At 70.8% G+C, this 20,748-nt stretch carries 21 protein-coding genes; 14 read left to right on the forward strand and 7 right to left on the reverse strand.

What is annotated here, in order from left to right:
* Positions 1–57: 57 nt before the first annotated feature.
* Positions 58–1,170, forward strand: a complete 1,113-nt coding sequence (locus J5X75_RS18705; protein ID WP_208468682.1) for a threonine aldolase family protein — start codon at positions 58–60, stop codon at positions 1,168–1,170.
* Here J5X75_RS18705 and J5X75_RS18710 read toward each other — a convergent pair.
* A complete protein-coding gene (locus J5X75_RS18710) occupies positions 1,149–2,450 on the reverse strand; it encodes an Lcl domain-containing protein (protein ID WP_208468683.1) in 1,302 nt (433 codons plus the stop codon). The two genes, J5X75_RS18705 and J5X75_RS18710, sit on opposite strands and share 22 nt — an antisense overlap.
* A 263-nt stretch (positions 2,451–2,713) precedes the next feature.
* Here J5X75_RS18710 and J5X75_RS18715 point away from each other — a divergent pair, with 263 nt between their 5' ends.
* The 4 genes from J5X75_RS18715 to J5X75_RS18730 all read left to right on the forward strand — a co-directional run bounded on the left by J5X75_RS18715 (position 2,714) and on the right by J5X75_RS18730 (position 6,915).
* Complete coding sequence (locus J5X75_RS18715; RefSeq protein WP_208468684.1) at positions 2,714–3,856, forward strand: Gfo/Idh/MocA family protein; 1,143 nt, start codon at positions 2,714–2,716, stop codon at positions 3,854–3,856.
* Positions 3,853–4,992, forward strand: a complete 1,140-nt coding sequence (locus J5X75_RS18720; RefSeq protein ID WP_208468685.1) for a dihydrodipicolinate synthase family protein — start codon at positions 3,853–3,855, stop codon at positions 4,990–4,992. Before J5X75_RS18715 ends, J5X75_RS18720 begins: the two co-directional genes overlap by 4 nt.
* Positions 4,989–5,780 (forward strand): sugar phosphate isomerase/epimerase family protein, encoded by a 792-nt coding sequence (locus J5X75_RS18725; protein WP_208468686.1) that lies wholly within the window; start codon positions 4,989–4,991, stop codon positions 5,778–5,780. Before J5X75_RS18720 ends, J5X75_RS18725 begins: the two co-directional genes overlap by 4 nt.
* A gap of 253 nt (positions 5,781–6,033) precedes the next feature.
* Positions 6,034–6,915, forward strand: a complete 882-nt coding sequence (locus J5X75_RS18730; protein ID WP_208468687.1) for a protein kinase family protein — start codon at positions 6,034–6,036, stop codon at positions 6,913–6,915.
* Between the two features lie 15 nt (positions 6,916–6,930).
* Here J5X75_RS18730 and J5X75_RS18735 read toward each other — a convergent pair whose 3' ends face one another.
* The gene (locus J5X75_RS18735) at positions 6,931–7,269 is read right to left on the reverse strand and encodes an ArsR/SmtB family transcription factor (RefSeq protein WP_183224422.1); all 339 of its coding nucleotides are present in this window, start codon (positions 7,267–7,269) and stop codon (positions 6,931–6,933) included.
* Positions 7,270–7,556: 287 nt separating this feature from the next.
* On the opposite strand from J5X75_RS18735, the gene J5X75_RS18740 reads away from it, so the two are divergent.
* Positions 7,557–7,928, forward strand: a complete 372-nt coding sequence (locus tag J5X75_RS18740; protein ID WP_208468688.1) for a hypothetical protein — start codon at positions 7,557–7,559, stop codon at positions 7,926–7,928.
* 61 nt (positions 7,929–7,989) lie between these two features.
* A complete protein-coding gene (locus tag J5X75_RS18745; protein ID WP_208468689.1) occupies positions 7,990–8,709 on the forward strand; it encodes a YqjF family protein in 720 nt (239 codons plus the stop codon).
* Between the two features lie 63 nt (positions 8,710–8,772).
* Here J5X75_RS18745 and J5X75_RS18750 read toward each other — a convergent pair whose 3' ends face one another.
* From J5X75_RS18750 to J5X75_RS18760, 3 genes are all read right to left on the reverse strand, one after another.
* Positions 8,773–9,384, reverse strand: coding sequence for a biotin transporter BioY (locus tag J5X75_RS18750; RefSeq protein ID WP_307798145.1), 612 nt, complete (start codon positions 9,382–9,384; stop codon positions 8,773–8,775).
* A gap of 137 nt (positions 9,385–9,521) precedes the next feature.
* The gene (locus J5X75_RS18755; protein WP_208468690.1) at positions 9,522–11,480 is read right to left on the reverse strand and encodes a M4 family metallopeptidase; all 1,959 of its coding nucleotides are present in this window, start codon (positions 11,478–11,480) and stop codon (positions 9,522–9,524) included.
* Positions 11,481–11,617: 137 nt separating this feature from the next.
* Complete coding sequence (locus J5X75_RS18760) at positions 11,618–12,211, reverse strand: DNA mismatch repair protein MutL (protein WP_208468691.1); 594 nt, start codon at positions 12,209–12,211, stop codon at positions 11,618–11,620.
* A 36-nt stretch (positions 12,212–12,247) separates the two neighbouring features.
* Here J5X75_RS18760 and J5X75_RS18765 point away from each other — a divergent pair, with 36 nt between their 5' ends.
* The 5 genes from J5X75_RS18765 (at position 12,248) to J5X75_RS18785 (ending at position 16,975) form a co-directional block, all read left to right on the forward strand.
* Positions 12,248–12,934 (forward strand): response regulator transcription factor, encoded by a 687-nt coding sequence (locus J5X75_RS18765; RefSeq protein WP_208468692.1) that lies wholly within the window; start codon positions 12,248–12,250, stop codon positions 12,932–12,934.
* Entirely contained in the window at positions 12,931–14,235 is a 1,305-nt protein-coding gene (locus tag J5X75_RS18770) for an ATP-binding protein (protein ID WP_208468693.1), read from the forward strand. The genes J5X75_RS18765 and J5X75_RS18770 overlap by 4 nt, the downstream gene beginning before the upstream one ends.
* 104 nt (positions 14,236–14,339) lie before the next feature.
* Positions 14,340–15,143, forward strand: a complete 804-nt coding sequence (locus J5X75_RS18775; protein WP_208468694.1) for a lytic polysaccharide monooxygenase — start codon at positions 14,340–14,342, stop codon at positions 15,141–15,143.
* Positions 15,140–15,757, forward strand: a complete 618-nt coding sequence (locus J5X75_RS18780) for a DUF305 domain-containing protein (protein WP_307798146.1) — start codon at positions 15,140–15,142, stop codon at positions 15,755–15,757. The genes J5X75_RS18775 and J5X75_RS18780 overlap by 4 nt, the downstream gene beginning before the upstream one ends.
* Positions 15,758–15,844: 87 nt before the next feature.
* Entirely contained in the window at positions 15,845–16,975 is a 1,131-nt protein-coding gene (locus J5X75_RS18785) for an outer membrane protein assembly factor BamB family protein (protein ID WP_208468695.1), read from the forward strand.
* On the opposite strand, the gene J5X75_RS18790 is transcribed toward J5X75_RS18785, so the two are convergent.
* The gene (locus J5X75_RS18790; protein ID WP_208468696.1) at positions 16,956–17,369 is read right to left on the reverse strand and encodes a hypothetical protein; all 414 of its coding nucleotides are present in this window, start codon (positions 17,367–17,369) and stop codon (positions 16,956–16,958) included. The two genes, J5X75_RS18785 and J5X75_RS18790, sit on opposite strands and share 20 nt — an antisense overlap.
* A 190-nt stretch (positions 17,370–17,559) precedes the next feature.
* Here J5X75_RS18790 and J5X75_RS18795 point away from each other — a divergent pair, with 190 nt between their 5' ends.
* Positions 17,560–18,807 carry an MFS transporter gene (locus tag J5X75_RS18795; RefSeq protein WP_208468697.1) on the forward strand — a complete coding sequence of 416 codons (1,248 nt, stop codon included), beginning with the start codon at positions 17,560–17,562 and terminating at the stop codon, positions 18,805–18,807.
* Positions 18,808–18,977: 170 nt separating this feature from the next.
* The gene (locus J5X75_RS18800; protein ID WP_208468698.1) at positions 18,978–19,814 is read left to right on the forward strand and encodes a phosphoribosylaminoimidazolesuccinocarboxamide synthase; all 837 of its coding nucleotides are present in this window, start codon (positions 18,978–18,980) and stop codon (positions 19,812–19,814) included.
* Positions 19,815–19,855: 41 nt separating this feature from the next.
* On the opposite strand, the gene J5X75_RS18805 is transcribed toward J5X75_RS18800, so the two are convergent.
* Entirely contained in the window at positions 19,856–20,461 is a 606-nt protein-coding gene (locus tag J5X75_RS18805; protein ID WP_208468699.1) for a malonic semialdehyde reductase, read from the reverse strand.
* Positions 20,462–20,748 lie beyond the last annotated feature (287 nt).

A 20,748-nucleotide genomic window follows, 5' to 3' on the forward strand; every position in this document is an offset into this window, starting at 1 on the left:
GGCGCGAACAGTAACGACCGGGTCCGACAAAAACGCGCGGCGTGCGATCATCCGCTGATGCCGGACTCCTTGATCCAGCGGCGCCAGACCGCCATGCGAGGCTGCGACCGCATCCTCTCCGGGGCCAGACCGCTGACCATGCGCGACCACGTCGCCGCCTTCGAGACCGCCGCCGACCTGGACGGCCTGCCCGACTTCTACGGTGGCGGCCCGGTCACCGACCTGGAGAAGCGGGTGGCCGCGCTGCTCGGCACGCAGGACGCCGTGCTCTTCCCGACCGGGACGATGGCCCAGCAGGTGGCGCTGCGCTACGGCGCCGAACGGATCGGCGTCCCGGCCGTCGCCCTGCATCCGCTCGGCCACCAGGAGGTGCACGAGCGGCACGCGTACGCCGATCTCACCGGCCTGCGCGGGATCCGCTCGACCGATGCGCCCCGGAACCCGACCGCCGCCGAGATCGTCAGTCTCGCCGAGCCGGTCAGTACGGTCGTCATCGAGCTGCCGCTGCGCGACGCCGGTTTCGTGCTACCCACCTGGCCGGAGCTGGTGGAGGCGACGAAGGCGGCCCGCGGCATCGGCGCCCGGGTGCACTTCGACGGCGCCCGGATCTGGGAGTCGGCCCCCTACCTGGGGCGTTCGATCCGGGAGATTGCGGCCCTGGCGGACAGCGTCTACGTGTCGTTCTACAAGACGCTCGGCGGGATCAGCGGCGCCGCTCTGGCCGGCACCGCCGACCTGACCGAGTTCGCCCGCACCTGGCGCCACCGGTACGGCGGCCACCTCTTCCAGCAGTGGCCGGTCGCGCTGTCCGCGCTCGCCGGCCTGGACCGTGAGCTGCCCCGGATCCCCGAGTACGTGGCACACGCCCGGGTGATCGCCGGCGCACTGTCCGCGCTGCCGGGGGCCCGGGTGTTCCCGGAGCCGCCGCACACCCATCAGTTCCGGTTCTGGCTGCCCTATCCGGCGGCGGTCCTCAACGAGGCGGTGCTGGCGATGGCCGAGCAGGAGGGCGTCTGGTTCGCCGGCGGTTGGCGGGACGCGGACGTGCCCGGTTACGCGTTGACCGAGGTCACGGCGGCCGGGCATGCTCTGGAGTGGACGGCTGCGGATGTCGGCGCGGTCGGCGTACGTCTGCTTGATCGGTTGAATCAGGAGACGCAACGCACGTGACCGGTCCGCGCCCGGCCGGAATCGGTGGAACCGTCCCGATAGGTGAGCATCCAGCGTCTGCCTGACTCGGGAGCGGCCCAGAACCAGCCGCTCGCCGGCGTACCGGGGAAGGTCTTCGCGTCGACGGCCGGCACCGTCCGGGTGTCGTCGACCGTGGTGGCCAGCTCCGGTAGCGTCGGAAGGCGCCAGGACCGGCTACCCAGAGTGAGTTCCGCGCAGTAGCCCGTTGCCGCCGAGGCGGCCATGGCCGCCGGCGCGAAGCCCCGCTGCCAGGTCAGACCGGTCTCGGGATCGGTGGCCTGCCCGGCCGCGATCCGAAGGCCGGTCACCATGGGTGTCGCCGATCGGGTGCAGCGCACACGGTGCCGGGCCGACTGGGTCGCGCCCCGGCTGATCGGTCCGCTGACCGCCCAGGCCTTCCGCCCGGCGCCGGTCGCCGCGTAGGGGGTCGACGTCCAGAAGAACGGGCCGGGGGCGGCGATCGACAGCGATTCGGCCCGGGTCGGCAGCCTCCAGACGGCATCGGTGCCGACGCCGGCGCAGTAGGCCTTCGCCGCCGCGAACGTGTAGGTGCCCGGGGCGTCGATCACGGAGAGCGCGGCCGACTCGGTGGCCGCGGACGGCGCGGGCGAAACGGTGGTCGCTCCGGCTGCCACATCGGCGGCCTCGGCGATCGGTCCGGGCCGTTCCGAGAGCCGGGTGTACGCCGAAGCGCCCGCCCCCACCAGCACGATCGCCGCCAACCCGGCGACGAGTGTCCGCCGTCCCCGCCGCGGCTCCGGCGCCGTGGACCGGCCCCGGGCTCCTCCCGGAACGACGTCCGGGCTCTTTCGCGAAACGACGTCCGGGTCCTCGCGCGGGGTGACCGCAGGCGACACGTCGGCGGCGAGGAGCCGCTCGATCGACTCCTCGCCCCGCAGCCGTCCGCGACAGGTCCGGCATTCCCGGATGTGCCGCCCGAACCGGTCCCGCCACTGTGGATCCGGCGCTCCGTCCCAGGCGCTGACCGGCACCGCGAGCCCTCGGCACCGCGGCGACGCCTCCAGTGCCGCGACGAGCGTGCGGCACCACTCCAGAGATGTACGCATCCGCTGGATCCGTACGTCCGCGTCGGCCCGGCTGGTCTCCAGCCGATCCGCCACCTGCCCGCGGCCGATGCGTCCCCGCACCTCCTCCCGCCACAGCGCGAAGACGTCCCGGTCCGCTTCGCCGAGCCAGCGGACCGCCTGTTCGACCTGCCGCAGCTCCTCGACGCTGCCGGAGTCCTCACTCGTACTCATGCGGCTTCGCCCTCGGGTCGGGGGGTTCGGTGTGATGCCGCGCCGAGATTAGGTATCCCCACGGGTGGTGTCAAAGCGTGTGAATCCCGTCGAGTGAAATTCGCCGAACCGTCATCCACCTGCCGTTTCCCGTGGGACGACCGCCCGGTAGGGGCCCCTGCCGCCGCTCAGGGAGATCAACTCGCACTTGTCGTAACGGCGGAAGCCGCCTACGCTGCCAGCAGCAGGAAAGCGCTTTCCTCATGACCGGCGGAGGGTTCCACATGGCAGCGCGCAGATCGATCGGCATCATCGTCAACGGGGTCACCGGGCGGATGGGCTACCGGCAACACCTGGTTCGTTCGCTTCTCGCCATCCGCGAGCAGGGTGGCGTGCCGCTGGCCGGTGGCGGGCACATCTGGCCCGAGCCGATCCTGGTCGGCCGCGACCCCGACAAACTGGCCGCCATCGCCGCCCGGCACGGCCTCACCGAGTGGACCACCGATCTGGACGCGGCCCTGGCCCGCCCGGACGTGGAGATCTACTTCGACGCCCAGGTGACCGCCCAGCGGGAGAAGGCGATCCGTCAGGCCATCGCCGCCGGCAAGCACGTCTACACCGAGAAGCCGCTGGCCGAGAGCTCCGCCGCGTCGCTGGAGCTGGCCGAGCTGGCCGTCGCCGCGAACATCAAGAACGGCGTCGTGCAGGACAAGCTGTTCCTGCCCGGCCTGCGCAAGCTCAAGCGCCTCATCGACGGCGGCTTCTTCGGCCAGATCCTGTCGGTGCGCGGCGAATTCGGCTACTGGGTCTTCGAGGGCGACTGGCAGGTGGCTCAGCGGCCGTCCTGGAACTACCGGCTCGCCGACGGCGGTGGCATCGTGATGGACATGTTCCCGCACTGGAACTACGTCCTCGAGGAGCTGTTCGGGAACGTCCGGGCGGTCCAGTGCACCACCGCGACCCACATCACCCGGCGGGTCGACGAGCGCGGCGAGGAGTACCCGGCCGACGCCGACGACGCGGCGTACGCGATCTTCGAGCTGGAGGGCGGCGTCATCGCCCAGCTCAACTCCTCGTGGACGGTCCGGGTCAACCGCGACGAACTGGTCGAGTTCCAGGTCGACGGCACCCACGGCAGCGCGGTCGCCGGGCTGCGCGGCTGCAAGATCCAGCACCGGGCCACCACACCGAAGCCGGTGTGGAACCCGGACCTGCCGCTGACCGGGAAGTCGTTCCGCGACGAGTGGACCGAGGTGCCGGACAACGAGGAGTTCGACAACGGCTTCAAGGTGCAGTGGGAGGCGTTCCTGCGGCACGTCGTCGCGGGCGAGACGTTCCACTGGGACTTCACCTCCGGCGCCCGCGGTGTCGCGCTCGCCGAGGCCGGCCTCCAGTCGGCCCGTGAGGGACGGCGGATCACGCTGTGAGCATCGTCAACCTTCCCGACGGGCGGCGACTGACGCTCTCCACGAAGACCTGGGAGAAGCCGGCCGGTGCGCCGGGCAGCCGGATCGCGTACGCGGCCGCCCACGTCGTCGCGGACCCGCGCGCGGAGAACGCGCCCGGCGCCCCCGCGGTCCTGGACTGGGAGCGGACCCTGGCGTTCCGCCACCATCTCTGGTCGCACGGCCTCGGTGTCGCCGAGGCCATGGACACCGCGCAGCGCGGCATGGGCCTCGACTACGCCGCGACCAGGGAGCTGATCCGGCGCAGTGCCGCGGAGGCGGCCTCGGCCGGTGGCAAGATCGTCGCGGGGGTCGCGACCGATCAGCTGGCGCCGGGTCCGGCGTCTCTCGATCAAGTGCTTTCGGCGTACGAGGAGCAGCTCGCCGACGTCCTCACCGCCGGCGCCGTGCCGGTGCTGATGTGCAGCCGCCACATGGCCGCCACCGCACAGGACGCCGACGACTACCTCCGCCTCTACGGTCACCTGCTGAGCCGGTCGGACGAGCCGGTGGTCCTGCACTGGCTGGGCACGGCGTTCGATCCGGCGCTCGAGGGCTACTGGGGTTCGTCCGACGTGGACAAGGCCACCGAGACCGTGCTGGAGCTGATCAACAGCAACCCGGCGAAGGTCGACGGCATCAAGATCTCGCTGCTGGACGCCGACCACGAGATCGGGCTGCGCCGCCGCCTGCCCTCCGGAGTGCGCCTCTACACCGGCGACGACTTCAACTACCCGCAGCTGATCCGCGGCGACGACCAGGGCTACTCGGACGCGCTTCTCGGCATCTTCGCGGCCATCGCGCCCGCCGCGGCGGCCGCCTTCGCCGCCCTGGACCGGGGCGACCTGGAGGAGTACGACCGGATCTTCGCGCCCACCGTGCCGCTGTCCCGGCACATCTTCGAGAAGCCGACGTTCTACTACAAGACCGGCATCGTCTTCCTCGCCTGGCTGGCCGGCCACCAGGACCACTTCACCATGGTCGGCGGCCTCCAGTCCGGCCGCTCGGTGCCGCACTTCGCCACACTGATCGAGCTCGCCGACGCCGCCGGCCTGCTTCCCGACCCGGACCTGGCCGCACGCCGGGCCAACAGGTTCTTCGAGGTGACCGTGGGATGAGCCGCTTCTCCTTCAACCAGATCACCGCGAAGCACTGGGCGCTGACCGACCTGGTCAAAGGCTGTGTGGACGCGGGCGTCGACAAGGTCGCGCTGTGGCGGGAGCCGGTCGCGGAGTACGGCCTCGAACGCTCCGCCGCCCTGGTCCGCGACGCCGGCCTGACCGTCACGACGCTCTGCCGCAGCGGCTTCTTCCAGCTCGACGGCTGGTACGACGAGAACCGCCGGGCCATCGACGAGGCCGTCGAGCTGGCCACCCCGGTTCTCGTCCTGGTCTCCGGCGGCCTGCCCGAGGGCTCGAAGGACATCGCCGGCGCCCGCGCGCACGTCGCCGACGCGATCGCCCAGCTGGTGCCGTACGCGGCCGCCGCCGGAGTCACCCTGGCGATCGAGCCGCTCCACCCGATGTACGCGGCCGACCGCTGTGTCATCAACACCTGGGACCAAGCCATGTCGATCGCCGAACAGCACCCGGTCGGCCAGGTCGGCGTCACCGTCGACACGTACCACCTGTGGTGGGACGACACCGTGCTGCCGAAGATCGAGGCGGCCGGCGACCGGATCGCCATCTACCAGCTGGCCGACTGGATCACCCCGCTCCCCGCGGGCGTCCTGACCGGCCGTGGCCTGCCCGGTGCCGGCTGCGTCGACATGCGCGCCTTCCACGACGCGGTGGCCAAGGCGGGCTACACCGGCCCGATCGAGGTCGAGGTCATGAACGAGGAGCTGTGGCAGCGTCCCGGCCCGGACATCCTGGCCGCTACCATCGCCGGCTACCAGGGCATCTGACCCCTCGACCGCCAGATCACCGGTCCGCGGCCAACGACGCCCGCGGACCGGCCACACCTCACTTCGGCGGCAGCGAACTCGCGAACGCCACGCCGGCCCGCAGCCGGCGCCACCCCACATCCGACCCCGCGCCCCCGCTGGGGGCACTGCCGCCGCCGATTCGGTGGGGTGAGATTCTCATTCGAGATCGGTCAGGGGAGGGCGATACGTGGCGGGGATCGACACCCCGGCCGGTTATACCCGGTTGCAGCGGATGAGTACCGGCGCCGAGGCTGATCTCTACCAGGCCTGGGACGAACGGGCCGGCCGCCGGGTGGCGTTGCAGCTCTTCCACCGTTTCGTCCGGGGCCGCGCCGAGGAGTCCGCGTTCGCCGCGCATGTCGCCGCCTCGGTCGGCCTGGGTGCCACCGCCGCGATCGTCCCGGTCCGCTCCGGCGGGATCACCGCGACCGGACGGCCCTGGCTGGCGCTCGACCTCATCGACGGCCGCACCCTGGACGACGTGCTGCGCGACCGGCCCCCGTCACCGGCCGAGGCCCTGCACCACGCGATCGTGCTGGCCGACGCGCTGGCCCGTACGCACGCGATGCGCCCGCAGATGGTGCACGGCCGGATCCGCCCGGAGTGCGTCCTGATCGGAGCGTCCGGCGAACCGATGCTCACCGGCTTCGCGGCGCCGCTCGGGCGCACCATGCCGGCGCCCCGCGACGACGTGACGGCGCTCGGCGCGCTGCTCTTCCGGGTGCTGACCGGTGCCGACTGGCCCGGTGACATCGACCGCGCCGACCGGATCGTCTCGGCCTGGCCCGGTCTGTCGCGGCTCTTCGACGAGGTGCTCACGCCGGTTCCGGCGGTCGACAGCATGGCGGGCTTCGCGGCCCGGTTGCGCCAGGTCTGGCACGCGTCCGGCGCGATGATCCCGCTGCCCGCGGCGCCCGGCCCGGAGATCATCCCGGCGTCACCGGTGGTCCTTCCGGCAGACCCTCCGGCGTACGTCTGGAAGCGCCGAATCGCAGCGATAACCCTGGTGGCGGCCCTGCCCGTGGCGATCGGCGCGGTACTGCTCTACGGGAAGCTGACCGATTCGTGGTGGCTCACCCTGCCACCGACCGGGATCACCGGGATCGTCGAGTGACCCGGGAGCGCCGCGTCAGCTGGTCGAGCCCTGGGCGCGGAGCTCCACCAGGAGGCCGTCGCGGTCGGTGAGGACCGCGCCCAGGATGCGCCGGCCGGCGGCGAGCAGGTCGGCGACGTCCGGGGTGCTGAGCATGTACATGACCAGGGCCCCGTCGCGGAACGACGTCACGATGCCGGCCCGGCGCAGGACCGCGAGCTGCTGGGAGAGGTTCGACGCCTCCACGTCGATTTCGGCCAGCAGGTCGCGGACCGGCTTCGGGCCGTCCTGGAGAAGTTCCAGCACCCGGATCCGGACCGGGTGGCCGAGAGTGCGGAACATCTCGGCCTTCGCCTGGTACAGCGGCACCGACACCATGCGTCCCCTCCGCCTAGACCCCGGCTCTACCGACGCCCAACTGCGAAGAATCGGGTGCGGTTACGGCGTACCCCCAAGGGTTTTCGATCCGTGAGCGTGACCACGACGGACCGCAACGTGAAGTCATGAGCAGTTTCTGACTTGAAGAAAACCGCAACTCGGCCGCCGTGCACCTGAAAGATCCCATGACCGGATGCGGCCGAGGCGCACATCGTGTGCGACCGGTCACCGCCGGTGTCCATCACGCTCAGGCCCAGACCCGAGGAAGTGGGAGGACACCCGAGATGCCGGACATGGACGTAGCCCTCAAGGACGCGATGCAGATCGACGGCGCCATCGGCGTCGCCCTGGTCGACCGATCCAGCGGTATGGCGCTGGGCATCGCCGGCGGGGGCAGGGACTTCGATCTCCAGGTGGCGTCGGCCGCGAACACCGAGGTGGTACGGGCGAAGCTGCGCACCATGGAGATGTTGAGCCTGCACGAGAAGATCGAGGACATCCTGATCACACTGGACTCCCAATACCACCTGATCCGTCCGTTGACCGGCCGTTCCGGGCAGGGCCTGTTCCTCTACCTGGCGCTGAACAAGGAACGCGCCAATCTGGCCCTGGCCCGGCACCAACTGCGGCGGATCGAGGAGGCTCTGGACATCTGAGCGTTTCCCGGTCCGTTTCACGCGGTCGACCGGGGACACTCGAGGCGGGAGGTGGTCGATCGTGCTCGCCCCGCCGATGGCCGAGGTCCGCACCGCCATGATGATCCAGTGGTGGCGCCGGATGACGTTTCTGCACTGGCGTTACCCGGCCGAGGTGGTGAGCCCGCTGCTCCCGGCCGGGCTCACGCCGGACGCCGAGGACGGCCTGGTCTGGGTGGGCATGCTCCCGTTCCTGATGGACGAGATCCGCCCACCCTGGCTGCCCGCCCTGCCCTGGCTCTCCACCTTCCCGGAGACCAACCTGCGCACGTACGTACGCGGTCCGGACGGCGGCGCCGGGATCTATTTCTTCTCGCTCGACGCCGCCCGGCTACCGGCCGTGGTGACCGCCCGTGCCGGCCTCAACCTGCCCTACCGGTGGTCCCGGATGTCGCTGCGCACCGACGGTGACGTGACCGAGTATCGCGGCAGTCGTCACTACGAGCCGCGCGGTGCCGGGTACCGGATCCGGGTCCGTGCCGGCGAGCGGTTCCCGGACGCCGAACTGGGCCGGACCGACCATTTCCTGACCACCCAATACCGTCTCTACACCGTGGTCGCCGGCCGCCTGACCAGCGTCGACGTGTGGCATCCGCGGTGGGTGCTGCACCGGGCACGGGTGCTCGACCTGGAACAGGATCTGACCACGGCGGCCGGTCTGCCGATGCCGCACGGCGCCCCGCTGGTGCATTCGTCACCCGGTGTGTGCACCCGGATCGGGCTACCCAGAGTGATCCGCTGACCGGATTCGCACATCTGTTCGAGTTATCCACAGGCTGTGTGCACAGCCTGTGTGTATCGCTCGTCAGTAGCGGTCGCCGGTGTCGACGTGCCGGTGGACCAGCGCCCAGGCGCCCGGCAGAAGGGCCGCCGCCAGCAGCATCTTCAGCACGTCACCCAGCAGGTACGGGGTGAGGCCCAGGCTCACCGCGGTGGTCAGGCCGATGCCCGTGGAGAACGCCAGCCACGGCACCCCGACCAGGTAGATCAGCGCGTTGCCGGCGGCCATCAGCCCGATCGTGTGGAGCGGGCGGCGGTCCCCGCCGAGGGCCGCGAGCTGGCCGGCCAGGGCAGCCGCCAGGACGAACCCGATCAGGTAGCCGGCGGTGGCCGAGGGCCAGCCGGAGGCGCCGTCCGCGAACCACGGGACGCCCAGGGCGCCGGCCACCACGTACAGCAGCATGCCGGCGGCGCCGCGGGTCGCGCCGAGCGAGGCGCCCACGAGCAGGACGGCGAAGGTCTGCCCGGTGATCGGGACCGGGGAACCGGGAACCGGGAGGGAGATCTGCGCGGCCAGGCCAACCGCCGCGGCCGCCCCGACGGTGAGTGTCACGTCGCGGACCAGGGAGCGGCCCCACACGTCGGCCAGCACTCCGGTGGACCGCCCGGCCGCCGTTCCGTACACGCTGTAAGTCACCGGGGGGCCTCCTGTCCGTACATCTAGGAGGCACCTTATGGCCCTCCCGGCCTGAGCGGCAGATCTGCGTGATGAACGTGATCAGCTGGTGATCGTTCCGCCGGCGCCGCGCCCGCGGCGCCGGCGGAACCGGGCTCTCAGAGCGTGAGAGTCCAGGTGTTGATGTACCCGGTGTCCGAGGAGTACACGTCCTGCGCCTTGAGACGCCAGGTGCCGTTCGCCGCCTCGCCCGACAGGTTCGCGGTGTAGGTGGCGCTGATGTTGTCGGTGCTGTCGGAGCTGGACGTCGCCTTCAGGGCGTAGGTGGAGCCGTCCGGCGCGACCAGGTCGAGCTTCACGTCACCCCGGTACGTGTGGACGACGTTCACCGCGATCGTCGAGGTGGACGACGCGTTGCGGGCGCAGCCGCTGATCGTGATGTTGCTGTAGACCGCCGAGCCGGCGTCCGGGATCGAGACATCGGTGGCGTTGGTCCCGGTGCAGCTCGCCGGCGAGGTGGTGGGCGACGCGGTCGGTGACGTGGTGGGCGTGCCGGTGGTGCAGGTCGGGTCGGCGCTCTGCGCCGGAACGCTGACCGCGTCCCACGCGGCCTTGGTCTTGTTGAACAGGCCACAGGTGCTGTCCAGGGCCTTGGCCGAGGTCAGCGTCCAGGTGCGGTACTTCAGGTAGGACGAGCTGGAGGTCTTCATCAGCATCGCGTTGTAGAAGATCTTGGTGGCGGTCTGGATGCCGACACCGGTCAGGGCGCCGGTGCCGCTGCACCGGGTGCTGGCCGGCTGCCCGTTGGTCGGGTTGGTGCCCTCGGCGAGCAGGTAGAACCAGTGGTTGCCGGGACCGGCCGCGGCGTGCACCTCCTGGCTCGGGGTGCTGCTGGAGTAGCAGTTGTCGTCACCGGCGAGCGACGGGTTGTACATGTACCGGATCGGGCCGCTGCCGACCAGGTTGACCTCCTCGCCGACCTGGTAGTCGGCCGGGTCGTTCGGGTTGGCCGCGAAGGCCTCGGTGGCCGCGCCGAAGACGTCGCCGACGAACTCCTGGGTGCCGTTGCCGGAGATGCCGCCCGGTGTGTTGTCGTCGATGCCGTGGCCGATCTCGTGACCCACCACGTCGAGCGACGCGATCCACTGGCCGGCGCTGTTCTTGCCGATCTGGACCTGGCTGCCGTCGTAGTAGGCGTTCGTGTCGTTCAGGCCGACGCGGATCGGCCAGGCGCCGCCGCTGCTGGTGAAGCCGGTACGGCCCAGCCAGCTGGAGAGCATCGCCTTCTGCTTCTGCGCCGCGTAGAACGCGTCCACGCAGCCGGTCTCCTTGTTGCTGCCGGTGCCGTTGCCCCACACGTTGTCGGCGCCGCTGAACACCGTGTTGGTCGACGAGTCCTGGCAGGTCAGCGTGGTCAGCGAGGGGTCACGCAGGCTGTACGTCGAGCCGGACAGCGTGGTGTCCAGGGTGACCGAGCCGGTGATCCAGCCGGTGCCGGTGCCGCTCACCCCGGTGACGTGCTCGTGGGTGCGCAGGACCGCGCCGGAGTTCGCGTCGACGTCCACGGTGAGCCGGCTGACACCCAGCTTGCCGTGGTCGTCGACCCGGGTGCCGTTGATGGTGGACTCCCAGGCCAGCGCCGGTGCGTCGGTGGTGTTGACCACGACCAGGCGGGTGCGCTCGACGTTCGCCACCGTCTTGAGCTCGCCCTTCGCGACGGTCACCGACTCGGCCGCGGAGAGCTTCGGGGTGACCGAGAGCTCGCCGATCGGCCGGGTCTGTGCGACCGACGTGTACTTCGTCTGCCCGGCCGTGTCGGTGACCACGACGAAGTCACCGCCGATGACCGGCAGCCCCTTGTAGGTGCGGTCGAAGGGTACGTACTGCAGATTGTCCGTGGTGATCACCTGGTGCTGCACGAACGCCTCACCGTCACTGGCCTGCAGGATCGATGGGCGATCGGCGACGAGGGCCGACGCGGTGCCCGCCGCCCGGGCCGCGACGGCGGCCGGATCGGTGGGCGGCAGGGCGGTCGCCGGTCCGGCGACCGCCACCATCGCGGACGCCGCCGCGGTGGCGGCGGTCAGCGCGATGACGACGGGGGTACGGGATTTCACGCCTTCTCCTCTCCCGCCCCGGGGATGGCGGGCGGGCCTCGACCGTCCCGGGACGGGACGGCGGGTCACACCGAGGTGACTTGAGGTGAGACGTTAGATATCGACCGGCGTCAGCGAATCGGGGAAAACCCTTGCGGTCAGCCGCCTACTTCGCTGACCTCGACGAACGGCGCGCCGTTGAACCACTGTGCGTGAATGATGAAGCTGTGGTTCGTCTCGTTGAAGTAGACCGCCAGGTTGACGTCGGAGCCGGTCTTCTCCACCCGGTAACCGTCCGCGGGCGTGGCGGTGACCAGGGAGACGATGCCCTCACTGGTCATCCTGACGACCGCCGTGCCGCCCTCGGTGGTGAAGGTCCGGACATAGGTCTTCACGCCGTCACTGGTGGTGACGGTCCACCCGTTCTCGGTGGTCGTCGCCGGCTTCGTCGTGGTGGCCGGCGCGGTCGTGGCGCCGGTGGTCCGGCTCGGCGAGGGCCGGGTCCGGCCGGGCTTCGCCGACGTGGTGGGCCGGGTGGTCCGGGCCGGTGCGGTCGTCTCCGCCACCGGCGGCGGCGCGTCGCTGGTCTCGGAGACCGCGGCGGGCGCCGGTAACTGATCGATGTCCGGCAGCGCGCCGTTGTCGGCGCGGGCCGCGGTCAGCACCGGGGACAGCGCCACCGATCCGAGCACGATGCTGGTCGCGGTGGCCAGGCACCAACCCGCTATCGGCACCCACCTGGAAGATCGCACGCGGCCATCTTCTCACCCGGTCTTATGGTTGTCGCCATGGCGATGATCCTGTTGGTCGAGGACGACCGCATCATCACGGCCGCGCTGACCCGTGCGCTGACCGAGGCCGGGCACGTGGTGCGCCCGGTCGGTCAGGCTGCGCAGGCGCTGAAGATCGTCACCCAGGAGCGGCCGGACCTGGTGATTCTCGACCTTGGACTGCCCGATATCGACGGCACCGACGCGCTGCGGATGATGCGGACCGTGTCCGACGTACCGGTGATCGTCGCCACCGCCCGGCGCTCCGAGGCGGACATCATCGCGCTCCTCTCGGCCGGCGCCGACGACTACGTGACCAAGCCGTTCTCCGGTGGGCACATCCTGGCCCGCATCTCCGCGGTGCTGCGCCGGGCCCGGACCACCATCGAGCAGCAGCCCAACACCATCACCGTGGGTGAACTGGTGATCAAGCCGCGGCAGCGCCGGGTGGAACTGCGTGGCGAGCCGTTGCAGCTGACCCGGCGCGAGTTCGACGTTCTCGCGTACCTTGCCGAGCGGGTCGGCCAGGTGATCAGCCGGCGCGAGCTGATGAACCAGGTGTGGCAGCAGGCCCGGATCGGCGAGGAGCAGACCATCGACGTCCACATCTCGTGGCTGCGCCGCAAACTCGGCGAGACCGCCGCGAAACCGCGCTTCCTGCACACCGTCCGAGGGGTGGGCGTCATGATGGTCGATCCGCAATGAGATGGGCGCTCAACCGGCTGGCGCTGGCCATCACCTCGATGGTGGCTCTCGCCTTCCTGGTGCCGCTCGCGGTGGCCACCCGGCAGATCGCGTACGACCGGGCCATCTCGGACGCCCGGCAGCAGGCCACCTCGATGGTCACCGTGCTCGGTGTCGACAGCGACCTGGTCTCCCTCACCAACGCGGTGGCCAGCACCGCCGCGGGCAGCGCCGGAAACCTGGCGGTCCACCTGCCCGGCGTCGAGCCGATCGGCGCCAGCCATCTCAGTGACGCCACCGTGCAGCGGGCCGCGCAGGAACGCCGGGCCGCCACCTCGGACAGCGACGGCGGCGTCGCCTACCTCCAGCCGACCGTGCTGACCGACGGCCGGACCGTGGTGGTCGAGGTCTTCATCCCGGAGGCGGACACCCGGCGTGGCGTCGGCACGGCCTGGCTCTACCTGGGCGCGCTCGCCGTCGTCCTGGTCGGCGGCTCGATCCTCTTCGCCGACCGGCTCGGCAGCCAGCTGGTCCGGGCCACCCGCGGGCTCGCGGCGGCCAGCCGCCGCCTCGGCGGCGGCGAACTCAACGAGCGGATCACCCCGATCGGCCCGCGCGAGCTGCGCGACGCCGCCACCGCCTTCAACGGCATGGCCGACGATCTACGGCGCCTGCTCGACCGGGAGCGCGAGCTCGCCGCGGATCTCTCACACCGATTGCGTACGCCCCTGACCGGCCTCCGTCTCGACGTGGAGGCCATGCCGCCCGGCCCGATCGCGGAGCGGATGCGGCAGGCGTGCGACCTGCTCGACGAGGAGCTGGAGGCGATCATCACCGGCGCCCGGCTGGGCAGCATCGAGAAGCGCGGCTCCCAGCAGTGCGACCTGGTCGAGGTGCTGGCCGACCGGCTGGCCTTCTGGTCGGTGCTGGCCGAGGACCAGGAGCGCCCGTGGGAGGTGGTCGGCGGCCACGAGCCGGTGATGATCCCGATGCCGGCCGGTGACGTGATCCTGGTGGTCGACGCGCTGCTCGGCAACGTCTTCTCGCACACCCCGGACGGCACCGCGTTCCGGGTCAGCGTCTCGGCCAGCGGCCTGCTCGTCGACGACGCCGGCCCCGGCATCCCGGACCCGGAGACCGCCGTGCGGCGTGGCGTGAGCGGCGCCGGCTCCACCGGTCTGGGCCTGGACATCGTGCGCCGGACCGCGGAGACGGTCCGTGGTCAATTGGTCATCGACCGTAGCCCGCTGGGCGGCGCCCGCATCGGCTTCCTGCTCCACGCGCCCGTTCTGGAGCCGGCTGACCAGCGCAAACGTCGTTAGAACACGCTTTTAAAGGGGTTTGACGGTTCTGTTAAGGCTCCGTTATGGCAGCCCCTCCTAATGTTCGGCCGGTAACTGCCGGGTCGAACCGATGGAGAGCTGACATGCGCAGGAAGATCGCCTACCCGCTGGCCACCCTCGGGATGGTCGCCTCCACCCTGGCGGTCGCGTCGTCGCCCGCCCTGGCACACGGCTACGTCTCCTCGCCCCCGAGCCGGCAGGCGCTCTGCGCGGCCGGCACGGTCACGAACTGTGGCGCCATCCAGTTCGAGCCGCAGAGCGTCGAGGCCCCGAAGGGGTCCAAGCAGTGCAACGGCGGAAACGCCAACTTCACGGTCCTGAACGACGAGTCCCGGAACTGGCCGGCCACCACCGTCGGAAAATCGGTGACCTTCAACTGGGTGCTGACCGCCCGGCACCGGACCGCCACCTGGGTGTACTACGTGGACGGCGCCGCGGTCGCCACGTTCGACGACAAGAACGCCATCCCCGCGGCCACCGTCTCGCACACCGTCGACCTGAGCCGGTTCTCGGGCCGCAAGACCGTCCTCGCGGTGTGGAACATCGGGGACACCGTCAACGCCTTCTACAACTGCGTGGACGTCAACATCGGCGGCTCCGGCTCGACGACGCCGACCACGACGCCGACCACCGCGCCGACCACCGCCGCGCCGACGACCGCTCCCACCAAGGCGCCCACCACCGCGCCGACGACCGCCCCGGCCACGACCGCCCCGACCAGGACGACCGCCCCCGGGAACGGGACCGCGTGGGCGCCCGGGGTGTCGTACAAGATCGGTGACGTGGTGACCTACGAGGGCGTCTCCTACCAGTGCCGCCAGGCGCACTCGTCGATCCGCAGCTGGGAACCCGGCATCTGGACGCTCGCCCTCTGGCTGCCGCTGTGAAGGCCCGTCACGTAGCCGCCCTGGTCATCGCGGCCGCGCCGCTCCTGCTCGGGGCGTGCGGCACCGCGGCCGACAAGCCGGAGGCCGCGCCGGCCGCCACGGCCCCGGCGCAGAACGTCAAGAACGTCTCCGAGATCACCGCCGGGTCGACCTTCAACGACACCGACGTGATGTTCCTCCAGATGCTGATCGACAACCAGCAGCAGGGGCAGCAGATGGCGCAGATCGCCGCCGAGCGCGCCACCCGCCCCGAGGTCGTCGAGCTGGCCGAGGCTGTCCAGGTCACCCAGGCCGACGAGATCAAGATGATGACGAACTGGCTCACCGAGTGGGGTAAGCCCGCCACCCTCGACGAGCGGACCAGCCTGCACGCCGATCACGGTGGTCTGCCGGCCACCAGCGAGAAGGAGATCGCGGCGCTGAAGACCATGAAGAAGGCGCAGTTCGAGACCGCCTTCCTCAACCTCTTCCTCGGTCACCAGCACAACGCCGTCGAATTCGCCCAGCTCGAACTCTCCAAGGGTGGCAACGAGCAGGCCAAGGCCTTCGCCGAACGGGTCAAGCAGTCGCGTACCGACCAGGTCCAGCAGATGCTCAAGCTGCTGGCCGGCTGAACCAGCGGGGGATCAGGAATGGGACGACCCACCCGGGTCCGTCCCATTCCTGCTCTTCAGGCAGGTTGGTCCGCATACCTTGGGTACATGCTTGCCTGGTTTCTCTCCGTCACCCTCGCCGCCGGCGCGGCAGCGAGCCCCGCGGCCGCGGCCGCCGCACCGGTCTGGGACCACCCCGGCTACGACGCCGAGAACAGTCACTACAACCCGGCGGAAGACGTGATCAACGCCGGCAGCATCCGCCGGGCCGGCAAGAAGTGGCAGGTCAAGCTGCGGTCCAGCGACACCAGCTGCTCCGGCTACTCGGCGCCCCTGCTGTCCGGAGGTCGCGTCGTCACCACCGACCAACTCGGCGTCTCGGCCTACACGGCCGACACCGGGCGGCTGCTGTGGCGGTACGACTGGGACGACCCCGGCGACAACGGGACACCCCGGCTCGGCATCGTCGACGGGCTCGTCATCCTGACCAACAACGGCTGCAACTCACAGAGCGACCCGGACGGGCAGATCGTCGCCCTCGACCTGCGCAGCGGACTGCCCCGCTGGCGACAGGGCACCGACATCCCGGTGGTCGACAGCTCCGTCGACAAGGGCGTCATCGTGGTGTCCGGCGGATCGCCCTCGGACGAGGACAAGGTCGTGGCGTTCTCGGCCCGCGACGGCCGCACCCTCTGGACCAGGGCGAAGCACCTGTCCTCCGGCGTGTCCGCGAACGGGACGATCCTTCTTCGCCGGACCGACGGCAGCGAGGCCGCCCAGAACGAGAGCACCGGTGTGGACATCGTCACCGGGCGGGTGCGATGGACCCGCAAGGCCGACTGGACCGCCGAGGCCGCCGACCCCGACGGCACCCGGTTCTACGTCAGAGACGAGAAGACCCAGCTGCTCAGCGCCGTCCGGGTCGCCGACGGGCAACCCGCGTGGACGGCGCCGCTGTTCCCGTCCATGATCGCGGTCGACGGGAACCGCCTCTACCGGGTGTTCGACAAGGGCATCGAGGCGTTCCGGGTGACCGACGGGAAACGGCTCTGGACCGTACGGTCGACCACCGAGACGGCTCAGCCGGTACGGGCCGGTGGGCTGCTCTACAGCGGCGGGCAGGTGCGCAAGGCCGCCGACGGGACGGTGGCCGGGCCCACCTACGCCGGAGAGGTCATCGTCGCCGGCGGGCGGATCCACCAGGTGCTCGACGGGACGCTCAGCTCGTACGCCCCCTGAGCCGCCGACGCCGCAGGTGCAGGGAGACGAACCCGACCAGGACCGACGCCGACGCCAGCGAAATGAAGATCATCAGCGCGCCGACCGCCCACAGGCCGGTCTCGTCCGCCGAGGCCGTCACGCTGAACGCCGCGGTGAACGCCAGCGTCATGGCGGCCGCCGCGGACAACGGCAGCACACCCAGCTGCACGGCGCCGAACATGATCACGATCAGGGTCAGGACACAGCCCGCCACCTGCCACGCCTCGTACGGGCCACTGCCGTCGGCCTGGTACTCGTGGTCCCAGCCCAGCCAGCCGAACCAGGTGAGCGCGGAAAGGACGGCCACGGCCAGGGCGCCGGCCGTCTGAAAGATGGAGCGAGCCCTGGTGGACTGCGCGGGAACCTCGGTCATGGCACGGAGCGTAATGGGCGCGCTTCACCCGTACCGGGAAAGGTCTTCCTGAGGACCGCAACCATGCAGGTTGCGATTGCGGAGTTCCGCGGGCCCAGGCCGAAGCGGAACGCGAGGCCGGCCCGAAGAAGGAGGTGGCGCCGAGAGACGGCGCCACTTTCCTTGTGGGGGTGCCGCCGCCTTGGCTCCGATGTTCGCGCCGCTCCGAGAGCGCAACTACCGCCTGTGGGCGGCCGCCGACCTGGTCTCGGTCAGCGGCACCTGGATGCAGGTGCTGGCGCTGAACTGGCTGATCCTGTCGGCGACCGGCTCGGCCACCGCGATGGGCGCGGTCGTCATGCTGCAATCTCTGCCGGTGCTGCTGCTCGGCAGCTGGGGCGGCGCGCTCGCCGACCGCCTCCCGGCCCGGCCGCTGCTGATCGCCTTCCAGGCCACCCGCGCTCTGCTCGCCCTCGCCCTGATCCTTCCCTCCCTCTTCCCGGGCGGCTTCACCAGCGGCAACTGGCTGATCTACGGCGTCGCGCTGGCCTCCGGCGTGATCGGCTCCTTCGAAGGCCCGGTGCTCGGCCGCTTCGGCTCGGCCCTCGTGCCGAAGGACGCCCTGGCCTCCGCCCTGGCGCTCGGCTCGGTCCTCAGCTCGGCCGGCCGCATCGGCGGCATGGCCCTCGGCGGCGTGCTGATCGGCATCACCGGCCCGTCCGCCCTCTTCCTGATCAACGCGGTCTCGTACCTCGGCGTGATCCTCGCCCTGTTCGCCATGCGCCTCGGCGACATGCGCACCCTCGCCTCCGCTCCCGCCGGCCAGGGCGGCGTGCTGGCCGGATTCCGCTACCTGCTCGGCCAGCCGGTCATCCTGATCGTCCTGGCGCTGTCGTTCGTGCTCGGCTCCCTCGGCCGCAACTACCAGGTCTCGATGGCCGCCATGGTCTCCGGGCCGCTGGGCGGTTCGTCCGGATCGTACGGTCTGCTGTCGACGGTCTTCGCGGTCGGCGCGGTCGCCGGCGGCCTCCTGCTCGCCGGCAGCGGCCGCTCCACCCTGCGCGTCCTGCTCGGCACCGGCTTCCTGATGAGCGCCCTGCAATTCTGCTCCGGCCTGGCCCCGAACATCCTCGGCTTCGCCGCCCTGATCCTGCCCATCGCCGCCGGCGCCGTCGTCTTCGACACCGTCGTCTCCACCCGCATCCAGCTCGACACCCGCGAGGAGATGCGCGGCCGCGTCCTGGCCACGGTCGGCATCGTCTCGTCCCTGTCCGGCATCGTCGGCGCCCCCGCCATCGGCTGGCTCTGCGACTCGATGGGCGCGCGCGGCGCCCTCCTCCTGGCCGGCGCGGTCACCACGGTCGCGGCGGTGGCCGGCGGGATCGCCCTGATCCGCTTGAAGGGGCGGACCCTCAACCTGGCGTTCCTGCTGGGCCGCCCCGCCGAACAGCCCGCCTGACCTCCCCGACGATGCCGCCCAGCCGATCCCGGCCGGGCGGCATCGCCGTATCCGGACGGTGTGACCGTGAACTGTGACCTGTGGCCGCCCTTCCCAGCAGGCGCGGTCGTGGCCGGCCCGATTCGATAGCGTGAAAGCGCACCTCACCCACCACCCACCGAGGGGAACAAGTGGAGCTCCTGCACTCCGGCAAGGTCCGGGACGTCTACGCCGACGGCGACGACCTGATCCTGGTCACCTCCGACCGGATCTCGATCTACGACGTCATCCTGCCCACGCCGATCCCGGACAAGGGCAAGATCCTCACCCAGCTCTCCCTCTGGTGGTTCGACCAGCTCTCCGATGTCATCCCGAACCACGTCATCTCGGCCACCGACGTGCCGGCGGAGTGGAGTGGGCGGGCCATCCGGTGCGAGCGCCTGGAAATGGTCATGGTCGAGTGCATCGCGCGCGGCTACCTGGCCGGGTCGGGGCTCAGGGACTACGAGCGCGACCGGACGATCTCCGGCAACGTGCTGCCGGAGGGGCTGGTCGAGTCGTCCCGGCTGCCGGAGCCGATCTTCACGCCGAGCACGAAGGAGCCGGTCGGCGGCGGCCACGACGAGCCGCTCACGTTCGAGCAGACGGTCGACCGGGTGGGCAAGGAGCTGGCCGAGGAGCTGCGCCGCGTCACGCTCGAGGTGTACCGCCGCGGGTCGGAGATCGCCGCCGCCAAGGGCATCGTCATCGCCGACACCAAGATCGAGGTCGGGTACGCGAACGGGACGCTGAAACTCGGCGACGAGGTGCTCACGCCGGACTCATCCCGGTTCTGGGGCGCCGACGAGTGGAAACCGGGCAGCGTGCCGCGTTACCTGGACAAGCAGTTCCTGCGGGACTGGTCGGGGCAGCTCACCGACTGGAACCGGACGGCGCCGGGCCCGGAGATCCCGGACGAGGTGGTCGAGGCCACCCGCAACCGGTACGTCGAGGTCTACGAGCGCCTCACCGGCGACCGCTGGCGCTGACGAGAACGGCCCGGTGGCGAACCGGGCCGCTTCTCACCGATTCACGCCCACTGGACCGTGGTCTCGTGGGGCAGGCGGGGCAGCCGGTCGCGCCACGCGTTCTCGCCCGGGTGACCCAGGTTGACGACGACCAGCGACCGGTAGCGCCCGCCGGGGAAGAACTCGGCGTCCACGCCCGCCTTGTCGAAGCCGGTCATCGGGCCGGCGGCCAGGCCGACCGCCCGCGCCGCGAGGATGAAGTAGCCGATCTGGAGCCCGGCGCTCAGGTTGCCGGCCGCCAGACGCAGAGCCTCGTTCGCCTCGTAGACGTCCTTCAGCCCCGGGTTGTGCGGAAACACCTCTGGCACGAACTCGTGGAACGACGTGTCCAGCGCCAGCACGGCCACCGCGGGGGCGCTCAGCGACTTGGGCCGGTTGCCCTCGGCGAGATGCGGGACGAGGCGTGCCTTGCCTTCCGCGCTGCGCACGAACAGCACCCGCAGCGGTTGCGTGTTCGCCGCGGTCGGCGGCCATTTGGCGAGATCCCAGAGGTTCGACAGTTCCTCGTCAGTCACCGGCGTCGCCGCGAACGCGCTCGCCGTCCGCGCCTCACTGAACAGCAGCGCCCGCGCGTCAGCGGTCAGGCCAGCTCTCGAAAAAGTATCCACTTCTGAAAAACTAGTGACTTGCGATCAGAAAGTCGCAGTGAAGATCATCACCAAGAACCGAAAATCCGGGTCGCAGCGGGGTGGTGGGTACAGACCGCTGCTCCCGCCGAGGGCCCGGCGCGTCTCGCTGGCCGCTGGCGCGTCCAGAACGCGAGCCCCAAGGACCTTTTGCTGGCCGGTGGCGCGTGCCAGGCGGGAGCTCTACCGCGCGGGGTGCGTGAGCGGCTACGCCCGAAAAGCCGGAATCCCGGGCGGGTGGCGCTGGCTGGTGGGGTGTCTGAAACGTG

Origin of the sequence: Actinoplanes flavus (genome assembly GCF_017592555.1) — a bacterium.
GTDB lineage: Bacteria > Actinomycetota > Actinomycetes > Mycobacteriales > Micromonosporaceae > Actinoplanes > Actinoplanes flavus.

Excerpts from the sequence above, each read along its gene's own strand:
- J5X75_RS18705 (WP_208468682.1), top strand. The coding sequence starts at position 58 with ATGCCGGACTCCTTGATCCAGCGGCGCCAGACCGCCATGCGAGGCTGC.
- J5X75_RS18710 (WP_208468683.1), bottom strand. The coding sequence starts at position 2,450 with ATGAGTACGAGTGAGGACTCCGGCAGCGTCGAGGAGCTGCGGCAGGTC.
- J5X75_RS18715 (WP_208468684.1), top strand. The coding sequence starts at position 2,714 with ATGGCAGCGCGCAGATCGATCGGCATCATCGTCAACGGGGTCACCGGG.
- J5X75_RS18725 (WP_208468686.1), top strand. The coding sequence starts at position 4,989 with ATGAGCCGCTTCTCCTTCAACCAGATCACCGCGAAGCACTGGGCGCTG.
- J5X75_RS18730 (WP_208468687.1), top strand. The coding sequence starts at position 6,034 with ATGAGTACCGGCGCCGAGGCTGATCTCTACCAGGCCTGGGACGAACGG.
- J5X75_RS18740 (WP_208468688.1), top strand. The coding sequence starts at position 7,557 with ATGCCGGACATGGACGTAGCCCTCAAGGACGCGATGCAGATCGACGGC.
- J5X75_RS18765 (WP_208468692.1), top strand. The coding sequence starts at position 12,248 with ATGGCGATGATCCTGTTGGTCGAGGACGACCGCATCATCACGGCCGCG.
- J5X75_RS18770 (WP_208468693.1), top strand. The coding sequence starts at position 12,931 with ATGAGATGGGCGCTCAACCGGCTGGCGCTGGCCATCACCTCGATGGTG.
- J5X75_RS18775 (WP_208468694.1), top strand. The coding sequence starts at position 14,340 with ATGCGCAGGAAGATCGCCTACCCGCTGGCCACCCTCGGGATGGTCGCC.
- J5X75_RS18785 (WP_208468695.1), top strand. The coding sequence starts at position 15,845 with ATGCTTGCCTGGTTTCTCTCCGTCACCCTCGCCGCCGGCGCGGCAGCG.
- J5X75_RS18790 (WP_208468696.1), bottom strand. The coding sequence starts at position 17,369 with ATGACCGAGGTTCCCGCGCAGTCCACCAGGGCTCGCTCCATCTTTCAG.
- J5X75_RS18795 (WP_208468697.1), top strand. The coding sequence starts at position 17,560 with ATGTTCGCGCCGCTCCGAGAGCGCAACTACCGCCTGTGGGCGGCCGCC.